At 71.6% G+C, this 22,309-nt stretch carries 15 protein-coding genes; 10 read left to right on the top strand and 5 right to left on the bottom strand.

Going from position 1 to position 22,309, the window contains the following annotated elements:
- Nucleotides 1-78: 78 nt before the first annotated feature.
- Complete coding sequence (locus tag Ari01nite_RS08065; protein ID WP_203780479.1) at nucleotides 79-903, top strand: hypothetical protein; 825 nt, start codon at nucleotides 79-81, stop codon at nucleotides 901-903.
- Here Ari01nite_RS08065 and Ari01nite_RS08060 read toward each other — a convergent pair.
- Both Ari01nite_RS08060 and Ari01nite_RS08055 read right to left on the bottom strand, forming a co-directional pair.
- A complete protein-coding gene (locus Ari01nite_RS08060) occupies nucleotides 896-1,702 on the bottom strand; it encodes a class I SAM-dependent methyltransferase (RefSeq protein ID WP_203780478.1) in 807 nt (268 codons plus the stop codon). The two genes, Ari01nite_RS08065 and Ari01nite_RS08060, sit on opposite strands and share 8 nt — an antisense overlap.
- 373 nt (nucleotides 1,703-2,075) lie before the next feature.
- Complete coding sequence (locus tag Ari01nite_RS08055) at nucleotides 2,076-4,901, bottom strand: FAD-binding and (Fe-S)-binding domain-containing protein (RefSeq protein ID WP_203780477.1); 2,826 nt, start codon at nucleotides 4,899-4,901, stop codon at nucleotides 2,076-2,078.
- Nucleotides 4,902-5,071: 170 nt separating this feature from the next.
- Between Ari01nite_RS08055 and Ari01nite_RS08050 the strand changes: the two genes are divergently transcribed.
- The gene (locus Ari01nite_RS08050; protein ID WP_203780476.1) at nucleotides 5,072-7,171 is read left to right on the top strand and encodes a PhoX family protein; all 2,100 of its coding nucleotides are present in this window, start codon (nucleotides 5,072-5,074) and stop codon (nucleotides 7,169-7,171) included.
- A gap of 41 nt (nucleotides 7,172-7,212) precedes the next feature.
- Here the strand turns inward: Ari01nite_RS08050 and Ari01nite_RS08045 are convergent, their stop codons facing one another.
- The gene (locus Ari01nite_RS08045) at nucleotides 7,213-9,999 is read right to left on the bottom strand and encodes a glycoside hydrolase family 2 TIM barrel-domain containing protein (protein WP_203780475.1); all 2,787 of its coding nucleotides are present in this window, start codon (nucleotides 9,997-9,999) and stop codon (nucleotides 7,213-7,215) included.
- Nucleotides 10,000-10,023: 24 nt separating this feature from the next.
- On the opposite strand from Ari01nite_RS08045, the gene Ari01nite_RS08040 reads away from it, so the two are divergent.
- Nucleotides 10,024-11,484, top strand: coding sequence for an ArnT family glycosyltransferase (locus Ari01nite_RS08040; RefSeq protein WP_239162567.1), 1,461 nt, complete (start codon nucleotides 10,024-10,026; stop codon nucleotides 11,482-11,484).
- On the opposite strand, the gene Ari01nite_RS08035 is transcribed toward Ari01nite_RS08040, so the two are convergent.
- Nucleotides 11,475-11,960, bottom strand: coding sequence for an Lrp/AsnC family transcriptional regulator (locus Ari01nite_RS08035; RefSeq protein ID WP_203780473.1), 486 nt, complete (start codon nucleotides 11,958-11,960; stop codon nucleotides 11,475-11,477). The genes Ari01nite_RS08040 and Ari01nite_RS08035 overlap by 10 nt on opposite strands.
- A gap of 61 nt (nucleotides 11,961-12,021) precedes the next feature.
- Here Ari01nite_RS08035 and Ari01nite_RS08030 point away from each other — a divergent pair, with 61 nt between their 5' ends.
- The 3 genes from Ari01nite_RS08030 (at nucleotide 12,022) to Ari01nite_RS08020 (ending at nucleotide 15,752) form a co-directional block, all read left to right on the top strand.
- Nucleotides 12,022-12,975, top strand: a complete 954-nt coding sequence (locus Ari01nite_RS08030) for an EamA family transporter (RefSeq protein ID WP_239162566.1) — start codon at nucleotides 12,022-12,024, stop codon at nucleotides 12,973-12,975.
- A gap of 203 nt (nucleotides 12,976-13,178) precedes the next feature.
- Nucleotides 13,179-14,771, top strand: coding sequence for a pectate lyase family protein (locus tag Ari01nite_RS08025; RefSeq protein ID WP_203780471.1), 1,593 nt, complete (start codon nucleotides 13,179-13,181; stop codon nucleotides 14,769-14,771).
- Between the two features lie 6 nt (nucleotides 14,772-14,777).
- The gene (locus Ari01nite_RS08020; RefSeq protein WP_203780470.1) at nucleotides 14,778-15,752 is read left to right on the top strand and encodes a pectate lyase family protein; all 975 of its coding nucleotides are present in this window, start codon (nucleotides 14,778-14,780) and stop codon (nucleotides 15,750-15,752) included.
- Between the two features lie 54 nt (nucleotides 15,753-15,806).
- Here the strand turns inward: Ari01nite_RS08020 and Ari01nite_RS08015 are convergent, their stop codons facing one another.
- The gene (locus Ari01nite_RS08015; protein WP_203780469.1) at nucleotides 15,807-17,279 is read right to left on the bottom strand and encodes a serine/threonine-protein kinase; all 1,473 of its coding nucleotides are present in this window, start codon (nucleotides 17,277-17,279) and stop codon (nucleotides 15,807-15,809) included.
- A 488-nt stretch (nucleotides 17,280-17,767) separates the two neighbouring features.
- Between Ari01nite_RS08015 and Ari01nite_RS08010 the strand changes: the two genes are divergently transcribed.
- Genes Ari01nite_RS08010 through Ari01nite_RS07995 form a run of 4 tightly spaced genes read left to right on the top strand, consistent with a single transcriptional unit; the run spans nucleotide 17,768 to nucleotide 22,112 of the window.
- Nucleotides 17,768-18,634, top strand: a complete 867-nt coding sequence (locus Ari01nite_RS08010; RefSeq protein ID WP_203780468.1) for a WD40 repeat domain-containing protein — start codon at nucleotides 17,768-17,770, stop codon at nucleotides 18,632-18,634.
- 16 nt (nucleotides 18,635-18,650) lie between these two features.
- Nucleotides 18,651-19,838, top strand: coding sequence for a zinc-dependent alcohol dehydrogenase (locus Ari01nite_RS08005; protein WP_203780467.1), 1,188 nt, complete (start codon nucleotides 18,651-18,653; stop codon nucleotides 19,836-19,838).
- Between the two features lie 24 nt (nucleotides 19,839-19,862).
- Nucleotides 19,863-20,777: a hypothetical protein gene (locus tag Ari01nite_RS08000; RefSeq protein ID WP_203780466.1), complete on the top strand. Its 915-nt coding sequence runs from the start codon at nucleotides 19,863-19,865 to the stop codon at nucleotides 20,775-20,777.
- A gap of 9 nt (nucleotides 20,778-20,786) precedes the next feature.
- On the top strand, nucleotides 20,787-22,112 hold the full coding sequence (locus tag Ari01nite_RS07995) for a calcium:cation antiporter family protein (protein WP_203780465.1): 1,326 nt from the start codon (nucleotides 20,787-20,789) through the stop codon (nucleotides 22,110-22,112).
- Nucleotides 22,113-22,309: the final 197 nt, after the last annotated feature.

Genomic DNA, 22,309 nt, shown 5'->3' with positions numbered 1-22,309 from the left:
GCCGTGATTGGGTACCTTCCTCAACGCTTTGAACGCGCTGTCCGTGTTCACCGGAGAAAGGACCGCGAAGGGAGCCTGATGGCGGACTGGATCCTAGTCCCCTGCCTCGTGCAGCTCCGGACGGAATTCAACCGGATTGCCCCGGATCGAGACACCACTACGGACGGCTCGATCGGGGACACCGCGCACCAGAACACGGTCTCCGACCACAACCCCGACGAGACCGGCGCGGTGCCGATCCGGGATGCCGATTCGATCAACGAGGTGCACGCCGTCGACGTGGACGTCGACCTGCGCGTACCCGGACTGACTATGGAGAGGGTGGTGCAATTCCTGCTCGGACGCTGCCGCTCGGGAGCCGAGAACAGACTGCGGTACATCATCTACAACAAACGCATCTGGCAGGCCTCCAACGGGTGGGCGCAGCAGTCCTACAGCGGGGCGAGCCCGCACACGGCACATGCCCATTTCTCGGCCTCGTACGAAACAGCCCGCGAGGCGTCGACCGCCTCATGGCATCTGGAGGAACTGGTGGCACTCACCGACGCAGAGATCGAAAGGATCGCCGCGCGCGTGGAACAGCGGGTGTGGAACCACACCGAGCCCAACCCGTACGACAACGGCGCCACGAACCGCCGCATGGGCGGCGACCTGCGGATGATGGAGTACCGCGACGACCAGCGGGCGCTGGCCACCAACGTCACCCGGCTGGACAACCAGGTCATCCCCATGCTCAAGCAGACCCTGGCCCTGGTCTCGCAGTTGGCCGGCGAGCCCAGCGCCACCGAGCCCATGATCGCCGTCGCGGTCCTGTCCGGCATGCCACCCGCGGTGATCGCCGCGGCCATTCCCCCGGAGCTGGCAAAAGAGGTCGTCAGCGAGCTGATGACACGGATCAGGTAGGCAGGCTCGCGCTGGTCCGGGGCCGGGCGTAGATCTCCAGCTCGGTGGTGCAGAGCTCAGCCGGCTCGAACCGCCGGAAGTCCGGGTGCACCGGGAACCCCCGGGCCAGCGCGGCCCGCGACCGCTCGTCGACGGTCCGCTCCGAGCGCTCGATCCCGAAGCCGGCCTCGTCGAACAGTCGCTCCAGCTCGGGCGCCCGCAGCCGGTTGCAGTAGGAGAATTCGTTCCCGCCGACCCGGCGCCACTCCCGTTCCGAGAACCGCAGGAAGTTGATCCGGGTGATCCGCTGATCCTGATGCGCGAAGTGGTCGCTCGGGTCGATCAGGTGCGCGGCCACGCCGTCGGCGGTAAGTAGCCGGCGCGCCTCGGCGAGAATCTGCCGCAGCGCTCCCGGCGTCACATGTTCGAGGACCGTCACCGAAAAGCTGAGGTCGAAACTCCCGTCCGGGTCCGGCATGCGGGCGGCATCCCCCGGCGCGACATAACGCACGCCAATTCTTTCCAGGAGCTCGTACGGCCGGCCCGCGAGCCCCCGGATCACCGCGAGACGCTCCCGCAGCAGCTCCGGCGCGACGACTCCGTCGTACAACTCCAGCAGTTGATCCTCGGCCGCAGCCATCCGGTGCAGCATCTCCGCGGTCAACTCCGGATTGAGCCGCCGATGCAGGTCAACGGTGACGGTTTCGCGGGCCCCCACGAGATAGAAGGCCACCGGAGCCACCGGCAGATGCCCGGTCCCGATCTCCAGACACCGCCTGCCCTCCCCACCGAACCCCATGTCCCGCAGCCGCCGAACCATCCGGGCATGCGTCGGCAACCGCCGAAACGGATCCGCACCCAGCCGCCCAAACCGCTGTTGGATCCGCTGGTAGAGAACGTCCCCACCAGGAGCCGCCGCACAGAACTTCTGAACCATCGCCTTGTACGCCCACCGCATGCCCCCACCCCCACGTATCAAATTACCGTTTCGCGCCCTTTGCGACCCCTACTCCGGCCCCCTCATCCAGCGGCCCCTCACCCAGCCGCCCTCACCCAGCCGCCCCTCACCCAGCCGCCCCGCGGCCGGTGGTCACGCCGGGTGGCGTCCCGCCACCTACCCGAGCCCACCCGCTCCGCCCGCGCTCCCCGACCCCGGGCGGCCTAGCCCACGGCGTGGGAGTGCGGGCCGCCTCCTACCTTTCCTTCGGCAGGTGGTCGGCCAGCAACTGCACCAGATGCCGGCCGGGGACGCCGGCCAGGTCGGTCGACTGGGTCCGGCAGGAGAAGCCGTCGGCCAGAAACACGTCGCCCTCGGCGGCGTTCCGCAGCGCCGGCAGCAACTGCTGCTCGGCCACCTGCACCGAGACCTCGTAGTGGCCGCGCTCCACGCCGAAGTTGCCGGCCAGGCCGCAGCAACCGCCCAGGCGGGTCACCTCGGCACCGGCGGACTTCAGGAGTTTGGCGTCGGGGCTCCAACCCATCACGGCGTGGTGGTGGCAGTGCGGCTGGGCGATCACCTTGACGCCGGCCAGGGACGGGGGCTGCCAGCCGGGGGTGCGCGCCAGCAACTCGGCGACCGTGACCGTGGCGGCGGCCACCTCGCGAGCGGCATCCGTGTCCACCAACTCGGGCAGGTCGCTGCGCAGGACGCCGGTGCACGACGGTTCCAGGCCGACGATCGGGATGCCCCGCGACACGGCGCCCTGCAGGGCGTCGACCGTGTCGCCGAGGATGCGCTTGGCGGCGTCCAGCTGGCCGGTGCTGATCCAGGTCAGGCCGCAGCACGCCTTCTCGGTGGTGATCTCGGGGGCGTAGCCGGCCGCGGTCAGCACCTCGACGGCGGCGTGGGCGATGTCGGGGGCGAAGTGGTCGGTGAAGCTGTCGACGAACAGCAGGACCGGTTTGCCCTGCGCCCGAGCGGGGCGGAAAGACTTGCGGAAGGTCCGGTCGGCGAAGGCGGGGATCGAGCGCCGCGCGTCGACGCCGGCGAAGAACAGCGCCAGGCGACGCAGGCCGGGCGCCGAGACCAGGCGGTTGGCCAGCCGGGGCAGGCGGGAGGCCAGGCGGGACCAGCGCGGCAGCATCCCCAGCGAGTAGTGCGAGCGCGGGCGCAGACGCCGACGGTAGCTCTGGTGCAGAACCTCGGCCTTGTACGCGGCCATGTCGATCCCGGTCGGGCAGTCCGACAGGCAGCCCTTGCAGGACAGGCACAGGTCGAGCGCGTCGTGCACGGCCGGCGCGCGCCAGTCGGGGGCCAGGTCGCCGTCCAGCATCTCCTGCAGCACCCGGGCCCGGCCGCGGGTCGAGTCCTTCTCGGTCCTGGTGGCCAGGTAGGACGGGCACATCACGCCGCCGGTGCCGGTGTTGTCGGCGCGACATTTGCCGACGCCGGTGCAGCGGTGCACGGCCTGGTTGAAGTCGCCGCTGTCGTGGTGATAGGCAAAAGCAAGAGGCTGGCGTACGGGCTGAGCCGACGCGACCCGGATGTTCGCGTCCATCGGATCGGGGTCGACCAGCACGCCGGGGTTCAGCAGATTTCCGGGGTCGAAGGTCGCCTTGATCGCGCCGAAGAGTTCCATGGCCGCGGGCGTGTACATCCGGGGCAGCAGTTCGCTGCGGGCGCGGCCGTCGCCGTGTTCGCCGGAGAGCGAGCCGCCGTAGCGGACCACCAGGTCGGCGGCGTCCTCCAGGAACGCGCGGAACCTGCCGGGACCGCCGGGCTTGTCGAGCGGAAAGTCCAGGCGTACGTGCAGGCATCCGTCGCCCAGATGCCCGTACGGCATCGCCGAAAGCCCGTGCTGGTCGACCAGCGCATCGAAATCGCGGAGATAGGCACCGATCTTCGCCGGCGGAACGGCGGCGTCCTCCCAACCGGCGTGCGCGGGCCGGCCGGAGGGCGCCCGGCCGGCCAGTCCGGCGCCGTCCTCGCGGATGCGCCACAGCGGAGCCGCGGCCACCGGGTCCTCGACCACCAGGCTGTCCAGCGCTCCGACCGAGGTGGCCAGGCGCTGCGCACGCTCGCGGGCGGCGTCCAGCTCGTCGCCGGCGATCTCGACGAACAGCCAGGACGCGCCGGCCGGCAGCGGCGGCACGGCGTCGGGGCCGCGGCGGCTGCGGACCACCTCGATGATCCGGGAGTCGATGCCCTCGCAGGCGGTCGGCGCGAACGGCAGGATCGCCGGCACCGCGTCGCCGGCGGTACCGAAGTCGGGGTAGCCCAGCACCACGAGCAGCCGGTATTTCGGGTCGACCACGAGGCGTACCGTCGCCTCGGTCACCACCGCGAGCGTGCCCTCGCTGCCGACCAGGAACTCGGTCAGGTTGAAGCCGTTCTCGGGCAGCAGGTGCTCGACCGCGTAGCCGGACACCTGGCGGCCGAAGGTCGCGAACTCGGTGCGGCCGACCGCCAGGTTGGCGCCGATCACGCCGGCCAGGGCGGTGGTGATCTCCTTGGCCCCTTCGGCGGTGGGGCGGCCCTGCTCATCCCGCCCGGTGATCAGCTTTTCACCATCGACGGTGTACGCCGAGAGCGCCGCCACGTTGTCGGAGGTGCGCCCGTAGCCCAGGGTCCGCGAGCCGCAGGAGTTGTTGCCGATCATGCCGCCGATCGTGCAGCGGGTGTGCGTCGACGGGTCGGGGCCGAAGCGCAGGCCGTGCGGGCGGGCCGCTGCCTGGAGCGTGGCGTGGATGGTGCCGGCCTCGACGCGGGCCGTGCGGGTGGCCGGGTCGACCTCGAGCACCCGGTTGAGGTGGCGGCTGAAGTCGATCACCACGCCGCGGCCGATGGCGTTGCCGGCCACCGACGTGCCGGCGCCGCGGGCCGTGATCGGCACCCCGGCCGTGCGGCAGACCTCGAGCGTGGCGGCCACCTCGTCGGCGGACCGGGGCCGGACCACCGCCAGCGGCACGACCCGGTACAGCGAGGCGTCGGAAGCGTACGCTGAGCGATGCGCCGCGTCCGCCAGCACGTCGCCGACGCCGGCCGTGCCGAGACGGCGGATGAGGTCTTCCGGGTTCACCTGGGCATGGTAATCGGCGACCGGCCGGGCGCCCGTCGTGCCCGGTCCGCGGCGTGGCCGCCGACACGTTCATTCGCCGTTCACCACAGATCGGCGGTGGTGAAAGTTGACTTTCCTAGCGTGCGGTCACGACCACCTGCCGGTGGGCGCTGACCTCGAGGAGATACCCGATGCCAGAGATTGGCCGTCGCCTGTTGCCCGTGCTCGGCCACAGCGGAGGCGGGCGGGACGCGATGACCTGCCGGTACCGCTGCGGCAACGCCTGTGACCACCCGGTGCCCAACCGGTCGGAGAACCCGTACCTGGGCGACGTGGTCAACGCTTCGATGAGCCGCCGCGGGGTGATGCGTGCCGGGGCGGCCGGCGCGCTGGTCCTGGGCCTGAGCGGAACCGTCACCGCGAGCGCCGGGCCGGCCCTGGCGGACCAGAAGCCCGGAAAGCCCGGCCAGCCCGCAACGCCCGGCAAGGCCGGCCCGCTCAAGTTCAAGCCGATCCCGCCGAACACGCTCGACAACCTGGTGATCCCGAACGGGTACGACCACTCGATCGTGATGCGCTGGGGCGACCCGGTGGTGCCCGGCGCGCCGGAGTTCGACCTGGCGAAGCAGTCCGCGGCGGCGCAGGCCCAGCAGTTCGGGTACAACAACGACTTCGTCGGCGTGCTGCCGTTCGGCGACGGCGACCGGGCGCTGCTCGTGGTCAACCACGAGTACACCAACGAGAACCTGATGTTTCCCGGTTACACCAGCCTGGACGCGCTGACCGTGGAGCAGATCAGGATCAGCATGGCGGCGCACGGCATGTCCGTGGTGGAGATCGAGCGGGTCGGTCGCACGGGAGAGTGGCGACCGGCCGGCGGGCACCGGCTGCGCTACAACAAGCGGATCACCGGCTCGACCACGCCGTTCCGGTTCACCGGGCCGGCCGCGGGTTCGGCGCTGCTGCGTACCGCCGCCGACCCGAAGGGCACCACGCCGATCGGCACGCTGAACAACTGCGCCGGCGGCGTCACCCCGTGGGGCACGGTGCTGTCCGGCGAGGAGAACTTCAACCAGTACTTCGTCGGCGGCGACCAGGCCCCCGAGGCGCTCAAGCCGAGCCTGGCCCGGTACGGCATCACGACCACCGCGCGCTACCCGAGCGACTCGCGCAAATGGGAACGGGCCCAGGAGCGGTTCGACCTGGCCAAGCACCCGAACGAGGCGCACCGCTTCGGCTGGATCGTCGAGGTCGACCCGTTCGACCCGGACGCGCCGCCGCGCAAGCACACCGCGCTGGGCCGGTTCAAGCACGAGGGCGCCAACGTCATCGTGGCCAGGAACGGCCGGGTCGTCGCGTACATGGGTGACGACGAGCGGTTCGACTACCTGTACAAGTTCGTCTCGGACAAGAAATACCTGCCGGGCGACTCGGCGGTGGCCCGCCGGCACAACCTCACCCTGCTCGAGTCGGGGACGCTGTACGCCGCCAAGGTCACCGGCGACTCGCCGGCGGCCGAGATCGACGGCACCGGCAAGCTGCCCGCCGACGGCGCGTTCGACGGCTCCGGCACCTGGATCAAGCTGGTCTCGGGTAACACGTCGTACGTGCCCGGGATGACCGCGGCGGAGGTGCTGACCTTCACCCGGCTGGCCGGCGACAAGGTCGGCGCCACCAAGATGGACCGGCCCGAGGACGTCCAGCCCAGCCTCAAGACCGGCAAGATCTACGCGGCGATGACCAACAACACCAACCGCGGCGTCGGCACCTACCCCGGCGTGGACGAGGCCAACCCGCGGCCGGCCAACAAGCACGGTCAGATCTTCGAGATCGTCGAGGACCGCGGCGACCACACCGGCACGTCGTTCACCTGGTCGCTGCCGATCGTCTGCGGCGACCCGGCGGACGCGTCCACCTACTTCGGCGGCTACGACAAGACCGCGGTGTCGCCGATCTCCTGCCCCGACAACGTCGCCTTCGACAGCGCCGGCAACCTCTGGATCTCGACCGACGGCAACGCGCTGGGCAGCAACGACGGCCTGTTCGCCACGGCGATCGAGGGTTCCGAGCGGGGCCACCTCAAGCAGTTCCTCACGGTGCCGCGCGGCGCCGAGACCTGCGGCCCGTTCATCACCGGCGACGACCGCTCGGTCTTCGTCGCGGTCCAGCACCCCGGCGAGATCACCGGCGCCTCGGTGGACAACCCGGCGTCGACCTGGCCGGACGGCGACTACGCCAAGCCGGCGGTCGTGGTGACCTGGCGCCTGGACGGCGGCCCGATCGGCAGCTGATCACGGGGCGGCGCCGCCGGATTGCCGGCGGCGCCGCCACGTCACAGAGCCGACAAGGTGAAGCCGAACGAGTATTCGCGCACCGGCACCTCGTAGCGCGGCAGCACGCCCGGCCCGCACGAGGCACTGCCCAGCCCGCGCTGCGCCAGGTCGAGGTTGAGGTGAATCCGGTCGCGCTCCGGGATCTCGGTGCGCCGCACGGCCATGTCCAGGTCTTCGTCGGTGCACCGCCGGGCGGTGAAGCCGAACGTCGGCGCCCCGGTCACCCGCAGCCCTCCACCGCCGCGCAACTCCAGGAGACGGACGTCGGCCCGGTGGCCGTTCTCCTGCGGATAGACGTACGGGGTCTGCAACTCGTCCACGGTCGAGCGGTAGCGCCCGACCAACACCGCAGCCCGCGAGTCCGGGTACGCCTCGCCCGGCCCGCGCCCGAACCATTCGACCTCGGACAACGAACCCGGCAGCGCCAGCCGGACGCCGATCCGCGGCAGCGTGACCGTCCAGGCGCCCTCGGGCACCACCCGGACCTCGGCGGAGAGCCCGTCCTCCCCCGCGTGCCACCGCACCGTGGTGCGCAGCGCGAGATCGGTGCCGGCCGGCGCGTAGCGGCTCAGCACGGTCAGGCCCTCGTCGTCCGCCTCGATGCCGTCCAGGCGTTCCTGGAGGCGGTGCAGGCCGGCCTCCCGCCAGTCGCGCATCAACTCACCGTGGAAGCCGAGCCGGTCGTTGTCGGTGGGCGCCCGCCACACGTGCAGCCGGGGCCCGTCGAGCGCGAGGTCACCGAGCCGCACCAGCCGCCCGTACACCGGCTCGAACACGGCCGGCCCGAGCAGCAGATGACCGTCCGCCCGCCGCCGCCCCGGCAGCCGGGAGGCACCCGCGGCCCGCGGCGCGGCACCGACCGCGGCCTGCCCAGCCCCGAGCACCAGCCCGTCGGGATCGGCAGCGACCACGGTCAGCCACGCCTCCCCGGATACATCGGGGAAATCCGGCAGCGAGATCTGCCCGGACTCCCCCGGAGCCACCGGCGGCGCTGCGGCGCGCCCGCTCGCCGGCTCGGCGTCCGGGGTGGAGAGGGTCCAGGTCAGCGTTACGTGCGAGAGGTCGCGGTAGGTGTAGCGGTTGGCCACCGTTATCCGGCCCGCGCCGAAGCCGATCCGCACCGGGGCGTAGACCGCGGCCAGTTCGGCCATCGCCGGGGACGGGGTGCGGTCGGGGAAGACCAGGCCGTCGATGACGAAGTTCCCGTCGTGGACCGGCTCGCCGAAGTCGCCGCCGTAGGCGAACTGGTCGCCGGACCGGATGCCGTGGTCGATCCACTCCCAGATGAAGCCGCCCTGGCAGCGCGGATACGTCTCGAAGATCTGCTGGTACTCGGCCAGGCCGCCGGGGCCGTTGCCCATCGCGTGGGCGTACTCGCACAGGATGAAGGGCGGGCCGGACGCCCGGCCGATCGCGGCGCACTCGGCGTGGCTCGCGTACATCCGGCTGTAGACGTCGACGTACTCGCACGCCCGGTCGCCCTCGTAGTGGATCGGACGGGAATCGTCGCGGGATCGGGCCCATGAGGCCATCGCGGCCAGGTTCGCTCCGGTGTGCGACTCGTTGCCGAGGGACCACATGATCACGCTGGGGTGGTTCTTGTCGCGCTCCACCATCCGGGACATCCGGTCCAGGTACGCGTCGCGCCAGCGCGGATCGTCCGACGGGTTGCCGCGCCAGCCGGTCGACAGGAAGCCGTGCGTCTCCAGGTCGCACTCGTCGATCACCCAGAAGCCGAGTTCGTCGCAGAGGTCGAGCACCCCGGGCGCGGGCGGGTAGTGGCTGGTGCGGATCGCGTTGATGTGGTGCCGCTTCATCAGCTCGAGTTCGGCCCGCACCACCTCCTGCGGCACCACCCGGCCCAGGTCGGGGTGGAACTCGTGCCGGTTCACGCCGTGGAACTCGATACGCCGGCCGTTCACGGTCAGCAACCCGTCCACGATGGCCACCGTCCGGAACCCCACCCGCAGCGACCCGGTCTCGGCCGCGGTGGCCACCTCGACGGTGTAGAGCGCCGGGTCCTCCGGCGACCACGGCCGCACCGCCGCGAGGTGATGCGTCTGGTCGGCGGCCACCTCGTGCAGGCCGAGCGCGGGCGCGGAGAAAACAGCCCCGGGTGGCGCGTCCACCCGCAGCGCGCCGCCCCCGGTGACATGGTCGTAGTCCGCGTGCACGAACACGTCGTCCAGTCCGCCGGCCGGGCGCTGCGCCAGCGAGACCGAGCGGAAGATGCCCGGCAGCCACCACATGTCCTGGTCCTCCAGGTAGCTGCCGGCCGACCACTGGTGCACCCGGACCGCCAGCACGTTGGCACCCGGCCGCAGCACCCCGCTCACGTCGAACTCGGCCGGCAGCCGGCTGCCCTGGGTGACGCCCAGTTCGGTGCCGTTGAGCCACACCCGGCCGCACGAGTCGACGCCGTCGAACCGCAGCACCGCCCGCGCGCCGGCCCACGACTCGGGCACGGTGAACCGCAGCCGGTGGTCGCCGGTCGGGTTCTCGGTGGGCACGTACGGCGGATCGATCGGAAAGGGATAGACCCGGTTCGTGTACGCGGGCTTCCCGTGCCCGTGCATCGGCCAGCTCGACGGCACGTCCAGGTTGGTCCAGGCGGAGTCGTCGAACTCCGGGCGCCAGAAACCCTCGGGCGCCTGCGCGATCGCCGGCGACAGCCGGAACCGCCAGCTGCCGTCGAGTCGCAGCACCGGCGCGTCGGTGGACAGGACGGCGCGCGGGGGCAGCGTGCCGGCCGGGCGGGCGAAGTCGGTCAGGTAACCGTTGTCCATGCCTCCATGCTCTACCGTGTGATCGTGATCGACACGGGTGCCCCACGCCCGCCGATGGCCCGGTGGCCGGTGGGCATCATTGCGGCAGGTGTCACGGCCCTGCTCATCGCCACTTCCGACCGGTACGACTACCACCGCGACGAGTTGTATTTCCGGATGCTGGCCGAGCACCCGCAGTGGGGTTACGTCGACCAGCCGCCGTTCACGCCGATGCTGGCCCGGCTCGGCATCGAGATCTTCGGCGACACCGTCTGGGCCATGCGCGTCCCGGCCGCCGTCCTGCTGGGCGTGGCCGCGATCGTGGCGGCGGTGCTGGCCCGCGAGTTCGGCGGACGCGCGGTGGCCCAGTCGATCGCCGCGGCCGGCGTGCTGAGCGCGGTGCCGCTGGCCGCCGCGCACGTCACCTCGACTGCCACCGCCGACCTGCCGATCTGGCTCGGGGTCATTCTTTTCGTGGTCCGAGCCCTGCGCGGCAACGATCGAGCCTGGCTGGCCGCCGGGCTGGTGGCCGGCCTGGGCCTCTACAACAAGCACCTGGTGGTGCTGCTCCTGCTGTCGCTGGCCGCCGGCATCCTGGTGGCCGGTCCGCGGCGGGTGCTGCTGTCGAAGTGGCTGTGGGCCGGCGTGGGCCTGGCGGTGCTGGTCGGCCTGCCCAACCTGCTCTACCAGATCGCGAACGACTTCCCGCAGGCCCGGATGGCCGAGGCGCTCAGCGAGAACAAGGGCGGCGAGTCCCGGGCCGGACTGGTACCGCTGCAGTTCGCCCTGCTCGCCGTCCCGCCGATCTGGATCGCCGGTATCGTCCGGCTGGCCCGGGACCGGCAGGTTCGCGCGCTGGCCGTCGCGTACCCCCTCATTTTGATCTTGACCTTTGTCGTGGGTGGCCAGCCCTACTATCCGCTTGGCCTGCTGTTCGGGCTGTACTGCGCGGGCGCGGTGGCGACCGAGAGCTGGCTGGCCGGCCGGCGCACGCGGCAGGTGCTGGCCGGCGCGGGCATCGCGGTGCTGACCCTGATGGGTGTCGTCTCGGGGCTGCCGCTGCTGCCCCGCGACCAACTGGCCGGCAACATCGTGACCGAGCTCAACCCGACGGTGGCCGAGCAGATCGGCTGGCCCGAGTATGTCGAGCAGGTGGCAGCCGTGCACGCCGCGCTGCCGGCCGAGGAGCGGGCCGGCGCGGTGCTGATCGCCGGCAACTACGGCGAAGCGGGCATGCTCGACCGGTTCGGCCCGCGGCACGGGCTGCCGCCGGTCTACAGCGGGCACAACGAGCTGCACAATTTCGGGCCGCCGCCGGACGACCGGACGGTGGCGGTGGTGGTCTCCCAGTCGCCGCCCACCCTACTCGCGCCGTGTGACAACGGTCCGGCGCTGCGCAACAGCCTCGGCGTGGAAAACGAGGAGCAGCAGGAGGGCCGCATCTACGTGTGCCGGCCGGCCGAGCCGTGGCGCACGCTCTGGCCGAAACTGCAGCGCTACAGCTGACCGGGAGCTCGGGGCGGCACCGGGGTGGAAACCACGAATGAGCTGGTCGTCTGGCCGTACAGCAGGAACTGGTCGAGCACCTCCTCTAGCGCCTCGATGGCCGGCACGTGCACCTTGACCAGGAAACAGTCCTCGCCGGAGATCCGGTGGCACTCGCTGACCTGCGGGGTGCGCGCGGCCAGTTCGGTGATCCGGGCCAACTGTCCGGGACCGGGCCGGATGCGCACCCAGGCGGCCACCGGCAGCCCGATCGCGGCCGGATCGATGTCGACCCGGTAGCCGCGGATCACGCCGGCCTCCTCGAGGCGGGCCAGCCGCTCGCGCACCGTGGGCGCCGAGGTGCCGATCCGGCGGGCCAGTTCGGCCGCGCTCGCCCGCGGGTCCTCGATCAGGGCGGCAAGCAGCCGGCGGCCGGTATCGTCCAGTTTTCCGTCCGGAAAGCCATCCGGCAATCGTGGTGCGCGAGGCATCGTCATTGTCTCTGTTCACCTTCGATCTGCCATGGTTCCGGGGCCCGGTCTTTTCCAGGATAAGAGCATGACCGCGTACGCCTCCTTCCTCGTCAGCGCGGTGTTCCACTATCTCGGACCGGCGTTCGCGGTGCTGCTGTTCGCCCGGGTCGAGCCGCTCGGCGTGGCCTGGCTGCGGATCGCGGCGGCGGCCCTGGTGTTCGCGCTCTGGCGGCGGCCGTGGCGGGTCTGGCGCCGGCTGGACCGGCCGGTCCGCCTGCTGCTGCTCGGCTGGGCGGCCGTGCTCGCGGCCATGAACAGCGTCTTCTACCTGGCCATCGAGCGGCTGCCGCTGGGCACGGTGGCGGCCGTCGAGTTCCTGCCGGTGATCGTGCTGGCCGCGATGGCGGTACGCACCAGGCGCAACCTGCTGGCGCTGGCCGGTGCGGCTGCCGGGGTCTACCTGCTCACCGACGTGCGGCTGGTGGCCGAGCCGCTGGGCATCGCGTTCGCGGCGGCCAACGCGGTGCTGTTCGCGGCGTACATCGTGCTCGGGCACCGGGTCGCCCGGGAGCCGCGGCTGTCCGGCGTCGACGGGCTCGCGCTGTCCATGCTGCTGGCGGCCGGGTTCGCGCTGCCGGCCGGCGGGTGGGACGCGCTGCCCGCGCTCGCCGACCCGGTCGCGCTGGCGGCCGCCGCCGGGGTGGGCGTCTGCTCGTCGGTGATCCCGTACGTCGCCGACCAGGTCGCCATGGCCCGCCTGCCGCGCGGCCGGTACGCCCTGCTGGTCGCGCTGCTGCCGGCCACCGCCACGGTGATCGGCGTCCTGGTGCTGACCCAGCTGCCGACGGTCCGGGAGCTCGCCGGCGTCGGGCTCGTGGTCGCCGGGGTGGCGCTCCACCGGGACCGGCTGGCGCCCGGGGCCGATTGCCGCCATGATGTCCGGAACGCGCCCGTCGTGTTGCAGCAAACAAGGCGCCGATTCGCGAGGGCAGATCGGGCCAAAAAGGGCGTCCGACCGGAGATCCGGCCGGAACAATGAATGCTGCGCACGTTTCGTTGCAACTTATCTGCAAATCGATTCCATTGACGGACGACGATTGACGATCCTATGTTCATAAACAGGATTTGCTATTAGTCGCCGCATTCACGGCACCCCATAAAAGGCAACCCGGAACCGCCACCGTCCGGCGGTGATCCGGGCGTGCCCGCACTCCCCCGCTCCCAGCCCACGGAGGACCCGCAATGAAACGGATCCGTTGGATCCTCTCCGTCACTGCCGCGGCGGCCGCAACGGCCGTCGCGTTCAGTACGATCACCACCGGGCCGGCGTTCGCCGACACCCTGTTCACCGACAACTTCGACGACGGCGAGGCCAGCGGCTGGAGCCGCTCCGGCGGCTCGTGGTCGATCGTCACCGACGGTTCGCCGGCCTACCGGCAGACCAGCACGAGCGCCAGCGCCAAGGCCCTGGCCGGCACCACCACCTGGTCCGACTACACCGTGTCGGCCCGGGTCAAGCCGATCGCGTTCGGCGCCAGCAACCGCACGGTGGGCATCGCCTCCCGGGCCCGCTCCACCAGCGATTACTACGCGCTGGTGCTGACCAGCGGCGGCGGTGCGGCCCAGCTGCAGCGGGTCTCCGGCGGCGGCGTGACCGTCCTGGGCACCGCGGCAGTCGGCGGCAGCACCGGCAGCTGGCGCACCCTCGCGCTGAACGCGCAGGGCAGCACGCTGACCGCCCTGGTCGACGGCGCGCAGGTGCTGCAGGCCACCGACTCCACCTTCGGCTCCGGCCGGATCGGCCTGGTGGCCACGTACGCGAGCGCGACCTACGACGACGTGAAGGTGGACACCGACGCGGTCACCCCGACGCCCACCACGCCGTCGACGACCAGCCCGCCGCCGCCCGGCAGCTGCCGCGTCGGTGGCAGCCTGGCCGGTTTCGCCTCGGTGAACGCGCTCGGCCAGAACGGCACCACCGGCGGCGCCGGCGGGCCGACCGTCGCGGTCGACACCGCCAACGAGCTGCTGGCCGCCATCGCCACCCCCGGTCCGCTGACCATCTGCGTCAGCGGCACCATCACCCTGCCGGCCGGCATGTACGACGTGACCAGCGACAAGTCGATCCTCGGCGTGGGCTCGAACGCGGGCATCACCGGCGGCGGCTTCAACATCGGCCTGCCGGTCTCGGACATCACCACCCAGCCGGCCGACGCGGTGCACAACGTGATCATCCAGAACCTGTCGTTCCGCGGCGCCAGCGACGACTCGATCAACGTGCAGATGTTCTCGCACCACATCTGGATCGACCACAACGACCTGGCCCAGGGCTACGACGGCCTGCTCGACGTCAAGCGCGGCTCCTCGTACGTGACCATCTCGTGGAACCGCACCCACAACCACACCAAGAACATGCTGCTCGGCCACGACGACAACAACGGGGCGCAGGACATCGGGCGGCTCAAGGTGACCTACCACCACAACTGGTTCGACCGCACGCCGCAGCGCAACCCGCGGGTCCGGTTCGGCGAGCCGGTGCACGTCTACAACAACTACTTCGTCTACAACACCGACACCGGGGTGGCCTGCCAGGCCAACGCCGGCTGCCTGGTCGAGGGCAACTACTTCGAGGACGTCGAGGAGCCGGTGACCAACTCGTACGCCGGCCCGGGCGGGCGCTGCGTGGCCCGCAACAACGTGTTCGCCGGCGAGTCCGGCCAGCCGGACTGCAGCGGCACCGTGCAGGAGGCCTCGCAGTACTACTCGTACACCCTCGACGACCCGAACGGGGTCAAGGCGGCTGTCACGGCCGGCGCCGGCGTAGGAAAGGTCTGAAAAGTCATGCGGAAGACAATCATCGCCGGGGTCGCCGTCGCGGCCGTCGTCGCGGGCGCGATCGCGTTCACCAGCACGGCCGGACCGGCGGCAGCCGCGGTCGTCGGCACGCCGGACGGGTTCGCCGCGGTGAACGCGCTCGGCCTCAGCACCACCACGGGCGGCGTCGGCGGACCCACCGTCACGGTCGACACCACCGACGAGTTGCTGGACGCCATCGACACGGTCGGCGCCATGACCATCCAGGTCAGCGGTACGATCAACATCACCAGCAAGCAGGGCGTACGCCCGAACAAGACGATCATCGGGCTGGGCTCGAACGCCACCATCGCGGGCGGCGGGTTCGACTTCTACCGGTCGTCCAACGTGATCGTGCAGAACCTGACGTTCGTGAACGCCGAGGACGACGCGATCAACGTCGGCCAGGAGTCGCACCACATCTGGATCAACCACAACACGTTCCGGGCACCGGTGGACGGCTCGATCGACATCGTCCGCGGCGCCGACTACGTGACCGTGTCGTGGAACCACTTCGCGGGCACCGACAAGTCGATGCTGATCGGCCACTCCGACGGCGCGTCCTCGACCGACGTCGGGCACCTCAAGGTGAGCATCCACCACAACTGGTTCGACGGGTCGCGGCAGCGCCACCCGCGGGTGCGCTTCGGCGAGCCGGTGCACGTCTACAACAACTACTTCGACGGCAACGAGTTGTACGGGGTGGCGTCCACCATGAACGGCGGCGTCGTCCTGGAGAACAACAACTTCGCCAACGTGCCGTACCCGTGCTTCTCGACGAGTGGGTACGCGGACAGCGGCCCGGGACGGTTGGTGCAGCGCGGCAACGTGTTCACCGGCTCGGGTTCCTGTGAGGCCGGCGGGACTGTGACTGAACCGCGGACGTACTACTCGTACACGCTGGACGCGGCGTCGGCCGTTCCGTCGCTGGTGCAGAGCGGAGCCGGCGCCGGCAAGCTCTGATCATCGGCAGGGCGGGTGTGGCGGACGGCCGCACCCGCCCTGGCCAACCCGTTCTCAGAACTGGGATCCGGTGAACTCGCCGCCTTCAGCCGGCTGCGCCAAGCAGTGCAGGAGCGTGGGGTCACCCTCGGCGAGCCGGATCGGCCAGGCGTCCCTTCGCCAGGTACGGGTGACAGCCGGGTCGCGGGAGACCGCGCCCATAACTGCCGACGAGCACGCGGCCGAGACGTCGCGCTGCGCCATCAGTTCGTCGGCGCGCACCGCGTCGAGCCCCTCCGGGAGCGCCACCGCCACGAAGGTCTCCCAGCGATGCGGCTCGGTGCAGTCGATCTGTGCGGGGGGATGGGCCTTGCCGCTGATCGCGGTGAGCCCGCCCCAGCACAGCGGCACGGTGGGGCACAGGCCGGGGCCACACTCGCCGAACCCGGCGAAGCCCGTCGGCGCGGACTGGGGTGCCGCGTCGCCGCGCCGGGCCGGCGTGGTGGCCCCGGTCGGGTCCCGATCCCGGTCCCGGGTGACCGTCCAGCCCACGACGGCGGCACCGGCCAGCAGCACGGCCGCCAGCGCGGCCAGCACCAACCGCCGGCGACTCCCGGCGGCCGGAGCCGGCCCCCAGGCCGGCGCAACGCCGCCCGGCCCAACGCCACCCGCGACACCGCCGGACCCAACGCCACCCGCGACACCGCCCGGCCCGACGCCGCCCGGTGCCGCGCCGACCGCTGCCCGTGCGGCCTCCGCGAGGGCCGCAGCCGTCGGCCATCTCTTCCCCGGGTCGGTGTCCAAGGCCCGCTCGACCACCGCGAGCACCGGCGCCGGCAGCGTCACGCCGATCGTCCGCGGCGCGGACTGGAGCCGCTGCAACGCCACCGCGTACGGGTTGTCGCCGACGAACGGCTTCTCCCCCGCGAGGCACTCGTACGCGGTCAGCCCCAGCGAATAGATGTCGCTGCGCGCCGTCGCCTCCTGGCCCAGCACCTGCTCCGGCGACAGGTAGCTGGGCGTGCCGAGAATCGCCCCGGACGCGGTGAGCCGGCTGGCGTCCGGCCGGCGTGCGATGCCGAAGTCGGTCAGCACCACCGAGCCGTCCCGCCGCAGCATCAGGTTGGCCGGCTTCACGTCGCGGTGCACCATGCCGCGCGCATGCACCGCCTGCAGACCGTCGGCCGCCTGCGCGATCAGCCGCATGGTGTCGGCCGGCGCGATCCGGCGGTTGCCGGCCAGCGCCTGCGCCAGCGATTCGCCGTCGATGAATTCCATGACCAGGTACGCGATCGCACCGCTGCGCCCGTAGTCGTGAATGGACGCGACCGCCGGATGGTGCACCTGGGCCATCGCCTTGGCCTCGGCCAGGAACCGGCGGCCGAAATCGGGGTCGCCGGCCACCGTGGGCAGCATCGCCTTGACCGCGACGGTCCGGCCGAGCACCTCGTCCTCGGCCCGCCACACCTCGCCCATGCCGCCGGCACCGAGCCGTGCTTCCAGACGATACCGGTCGCCGAGCCGTGAACCGGGTTGCAGCGCTTCCACGGCGGACAGCTTAGGGGGTGGGTAGCCGTCCCATTACAAGAAATCCCGCCCACCCCTTGCCTCAGCGGTATCTATACCCGAATATGGCTTTGCACCTCGTTCGGAGCCATATGCCGTGGCGGCGGCTCGTGATTGAGGACCAGACCCACCATGCAAACAAACGACACCGGCCACGGCGGACGCACCACGGAAGCGATGCTACATCCCAGGTCAGGCACGCCCCCGAAACGCCCGCCCCTCCACTTCACCGGCACCGCAAATTCCACGCCGAGGACCGCATTCCGAAAGCAAAATTTGCTGTACCGGAATCAGCGGCAGTGGATCCACGACCGCGCAACGGGCTGATCGCCGCACATTTTCCGGCGAACGAATTCAGCCCCGCGGGTCGCAACCCGATGGGTTCCACGAACGGCGTGGTATCGCGTAGCCGCCACTCCGCGGTACCACGCCCCCCACCGAGCGCCGGAGTTTTGAGAACGAGGTACCACGTGGCCGAAAGGACCGGGCTCGCCACCCTGACCGCCCTGCGTTCGGACGGTCGCCGCCTCGCTGCGACCGCCCCGAACGGCGACCTGAAAGTATGGGACACCACCGAACCGACCAAACCGCACCTGCTCATCCGGCTGACCCGCCGCCACCGGGTCATCGCGGCCACCTGGAACCCCACCGCGGCCGACCTGCTCGCCACCCTGGCCACGGACGGGAGCATCTCGGTCTGGCGGATGGTCGACGACCGGCCGCCGCAGGAGATGATGCGCCTGCTCATGCCGTACGGCCGGTCGGGCAAGCTGGCCTGGTTCCCGGACGGCCGGCACATCGCGTGCGCCACCCCGGACGGCGTGATCAGCGCCTGGGACCTGGTGTCCGGCGCGCGCCAGACGCAGGTGCTCGGCGACCGGGCAGACTGCCTCACGCTGTTCCCCGGCCCGGACGGGCTGCGCGCCGCGTACCGGGACGGCAGCATCCGCCAGCCCGGCACCCGCACCCGGCACATCCAGCCGATCACGGCGGCGTCCTGGTCGACGACCGGCGCGCTGCTCGCGGTGGCCCGCGAGGACGGCTCGGTGGAGATCCGCGACGAGTCGCTGCGCACCCGGTGGACCCGGGCCGTGTCCGGCGGCAGCCCGCTGTTGCTGGCCTGGTACGACGACACCGCCATGGTCGCGGCGGACCGCGGCGGGCGCACCCTGACCGCGTACGACATCGCGGGCCGGGCGCGCTGGCAGACCCGGCTGCCCGGGGTGCCGACCGGGTTGTCGGTGGCCGGCGACATCCTCGCGGTGGGCGGCTGCGGGTTCGCGCCGTGGATCGTGGAACTGGGTACCGGCACTCCCCTGTCGGGTCTCCCCTCGTAGGTGGCACCATCGCGGGATGCGGGCCGTCCTCGCCGACCTGACCGTGCCGCGCTACCTGCTCACCGCGGCCAGCCGCGGCCGGCTCGGTGGCCTGCTCGCGCTGCGCGACGACCTGCCGGTGCCACCGCTGCCGGACGCGCCCGGCTGGGTGCGGCTGCGGCCCGAACTGGCCGGCATCTGCGGCAGCGACCTGGCGGTGGCGCACGCGACGTCGTCCCTGGTGCTCAGCGGCTACTACACCGCGCCCCGGCAGATCCTCGGGCACGAAATAGTCGCGGTGGTCGAGCCGACCGGCGAGCGGGTGGTGGTCGATCCGGTGCTGTCCTGCGTGCACCGCGGGTTCGAGCCCTGCCGATCGTGCCGGGAGGGTTTCCCGTACGGCTGCGAGCGCTTCGACGAGCCGGGCGTGACCGGCTGCCGCGCACCGACCCAGGGTTTCGACGCGGCGCTGGGCGGCGGCTGGGGCGATTACCTGGTCGCCCACGAGAGCCAGCTGCACCCGGTCGGCGACCTGCCGGCCCGGCGCGCGGTGCTGGCCGAGCCGGCCGCGGTCGCCCTGCACGCGGCGCTGCGCTGGGAGCGGCGCGGCGACCGGGCCGTGGTGATCGGGCCGGGCACCATCGGACTGCTGGTCACGGCCGCACTCCGGCGGCTGCACCCGGACCTGGACGTCACCGTGCTCGTCCCCGGGCAGTTCGGGCGCGAGCAGGCGGAACGCGTCGGTGCCACCCGTACCCTCTCCTCCGGACCCGGCGCCGTCGCCGGGCTGGCGCGCCACCACGGAGGCCGGGTCATCCGGCCCCGGATGACCCGGACACCCATCCTCGAGCGGGGCGTCGACGTGGTGTTCGACTGCGTGGGCCACTCCGCCACCATCGATCTGGGGCTGCACCTGCTGCGGCCGACCGGGATGCTGGTGCTGGTGGGCGCGGCCGGCCGGCAGCGGGTGGACTGGTCGCTGGTGTGGAACCGGCAGCTCACCGTGCAGGGCACCGTCTATTCCGGTCCGGAGCCGGCGCTCGGCGGCCGCAGCACCATGTCCGAGGTGGTGACCTGGCTGGCCGATCCGGCGTTCCCGGTGGACGGTCTGGTCACCCACACCTACCCGCTGGACGAGTGGCGGAAAGCGCTGGCGACCGCGACCGCCGGCCCGCGAGCGGGCGCCGTGAAAGTCGCGTTCCGGGTAGGGTGTCGATCCTCTTAGTACTACATCGGGGGATGTACGGGGATGGTGGAGAACGATCCGTTCGCCGGTTTGGCGGAGTGGGCCGCGAAGACCGAACGCAAGGTGCACCGGCGCCGGCTGCTGCGCCGGTTGCCGGCATTCCTGGGTGTCGCGGTGGTGCTGGGCCTGCTGGCCTTCGCGACCCCGGCGGTGTGGCGGGCGCTGACCACCGACTACGAGCAGCCGCATTCCACGGTCACGCTGCCGGCCACCACCGATCCCTTCGCCGGCACCCCCGCGGCCGCCTACCCGAAGGGCGCCGCCGGCATCACCATGCCGGCCGCCACCGCGGTCGCCGGCTTCACGGTGTCCCACGTCGACGCCGCGCTCCGCAAGGTGCGCCAGGCCCTGATCGCGGCCCGGCTCGACCCGCGCATGCTGACCGGCCACGACCCGTCCGGCCTGATCACGCTGCTGGCGGCCAACCAGCGGGAGAAGGTCCGCAGGGAGTTCCGCGACCGGACCTTCCTCTCGTTCGCCACCTGGATCGACCCGGCAGTCCGCCTCGATCCCCACGAGCAGCCCCGGGTCAGCGGCCGCGTCACCTACCGCAGCGTCACCGTCGACGGCCTGCGCACGCTGCGGGTCATCACCAACTTCGTCTGGGTGTACGCCTTCGACCGCGCCGACCGCGCCGACCGCCCGCTGGCCGCCGCACACGAGGAAATCCACTGGGAGTTCCCGTCGACGGCAAACCTGCAAGCCGGCGACCACGGCATGTGGCTGGGTGACGTGCAGGGCTACACGGCCTGGGTCGACTGCGCCGCCGCCGACCGCGGCCTGCTGGCGCCGACCCCACCCGGCCCGGCCCCCACCGACGACGAAGACCTGCTGCGCGCCGACCACACCCTGGACATCGACGGCAACTGCCGGACGACGTCAAACCTCCCACGGCATGGGACCCACCGGACGGGGTAGTGCGCAGCCATGCAGCAGCGAAACCCCCGGGCCTGGCCGCTGGCGGTGGCCGCGGCCGCCGCCCTGCCCGGCGCGTACGCGGGCCTGGCCGACTACGCCGGGCTGCCGGCGCCGGAGCTGGACCCGTTCCTGGCCGCCCTGGTCTTCGGCGGCGCGATCGTGGGCGCCGCGTTCCTGCTCTCCTGGACCGCCGAAGCCGCGCAGGTCGAGGTCAGCGCCGGGGTCGCGCTCGCCGTGCTGGCGTTCCTCGCGGTGCTGCCCGAGTACGGCGTCGATTTCGTCTTCACGATGCGGGCCGGGCAGACGTTCGCCGAGCACGGGCACTGCGCGCCCACGGCCGGCGGCGAGGACCCGTGCTCGCTGGCCCTGGCCAACATGACCGGCGCCAACCGGGTGCTGGTCGGCGTCGGCTGGCCGCTGGTGGTGCTGCTCGCGGCGCTGGTCGCCCGGCGCCGCCCGGACCGGATGCGCCGCGAACCCAGCGTTCCGGCTCCCGGCCATGTCCGGCTCGCCAACACCATGTCGGTCGAGGTGGTGTTCCTGGCGGTGGCCACGGTGTATTCGCTGACCCTGCCGTTGCGGCACAGCCTGACCCTGGTCGACGCCGCGGTGCTGCTGACAATCTTTGCGGCGTACGCGTGGCGCCTGTCGAAGGCCCCGGTGGAGGAGCCCGACTTGTCCGGCGTACCGGCGTGGGTGGCGGACCGTCCGCAGCGCGATCGCCGCTGGCTGCTGGCCGGGCTGTTCCTGCTGGCCGCCGCGGTCATCGTGGCCACCGCCGAGCACTTCGCCGACGCCGTGGTGCACAGCGGCGAGCGCCTCAACGTCGACCAGTTCCTGCTGGTGCAGTGGGCCGCCCCGGTCGCCAGCGAGGCCCCCGAGTTGATCGTGGCCTGCCTGTACGCGTGGCGGCTGCGCGCCTCGCACGCCCTCGGCACGCTGCTGTCCAGCAAGGTCAACCAGTGGACCCTGCTGGTCGGCACGATCCCGATCGTGTTCGCGCTGTCCTCGGGTGGTCTGGCCGGGCTGCCGCTCAGCGAGCACCAGCGCTACGAACTGCTGATCACCGCGGCGCAGTCGCTGTTCGCGGTGAGCCTGCTGGTCAACCTGCGGCTGAGCCTGTGGGGGTCGGGGGCGCTGCTGTCGCTGTTCCTGACGCAGTTCGCCGCCAGCATCCTGCTGGGTGACGCGGCCAACCGGGTGGTGCTGCTGGCGCTGTCCGGTGTCTACCTGGCCGCGGCGGTGGTGCTGTTCGCCCGGCAGATCTCCCCCGGCCGCCGGTTGCTGCGGACCGGATTCGTCGCCGACCTGCACCGGGTCGAGGAGTGGAAGTGAGCTTTTCAGCCCGATCTGCCTTTCAACCCGGTTTCCGCCGCCGGTGGCAGGGCGACGGAAACCGGGCCATCCCCTGGGAGATCTGCCTTTTCCCGGAACAGAACCTACCCGGGACACCAGGTCGAAAATCGGGCGAAGCAGAGAAGAAGTGGTTAACGAATGAACGATCGTTCAGGTTCAACCTCCGCGAGGCGGGT

The sequence above is a fragment of the Paractinoplanes rishiriensis genome, from assembly GCF_016862375.1.
Classification (GTDB): domain Bacteria; phylum Actinomycetota; class Actinomycetes; order Mycobacteriales; family Micromonosporaceae; genus Actinoplanes; species Actinoplanes rishiriensis.
The sequence above is the reverse complement of the archived record's forward strand: the minus strand, read 5'-3'. Positions and strand labels throughout refer to the sequence as shown.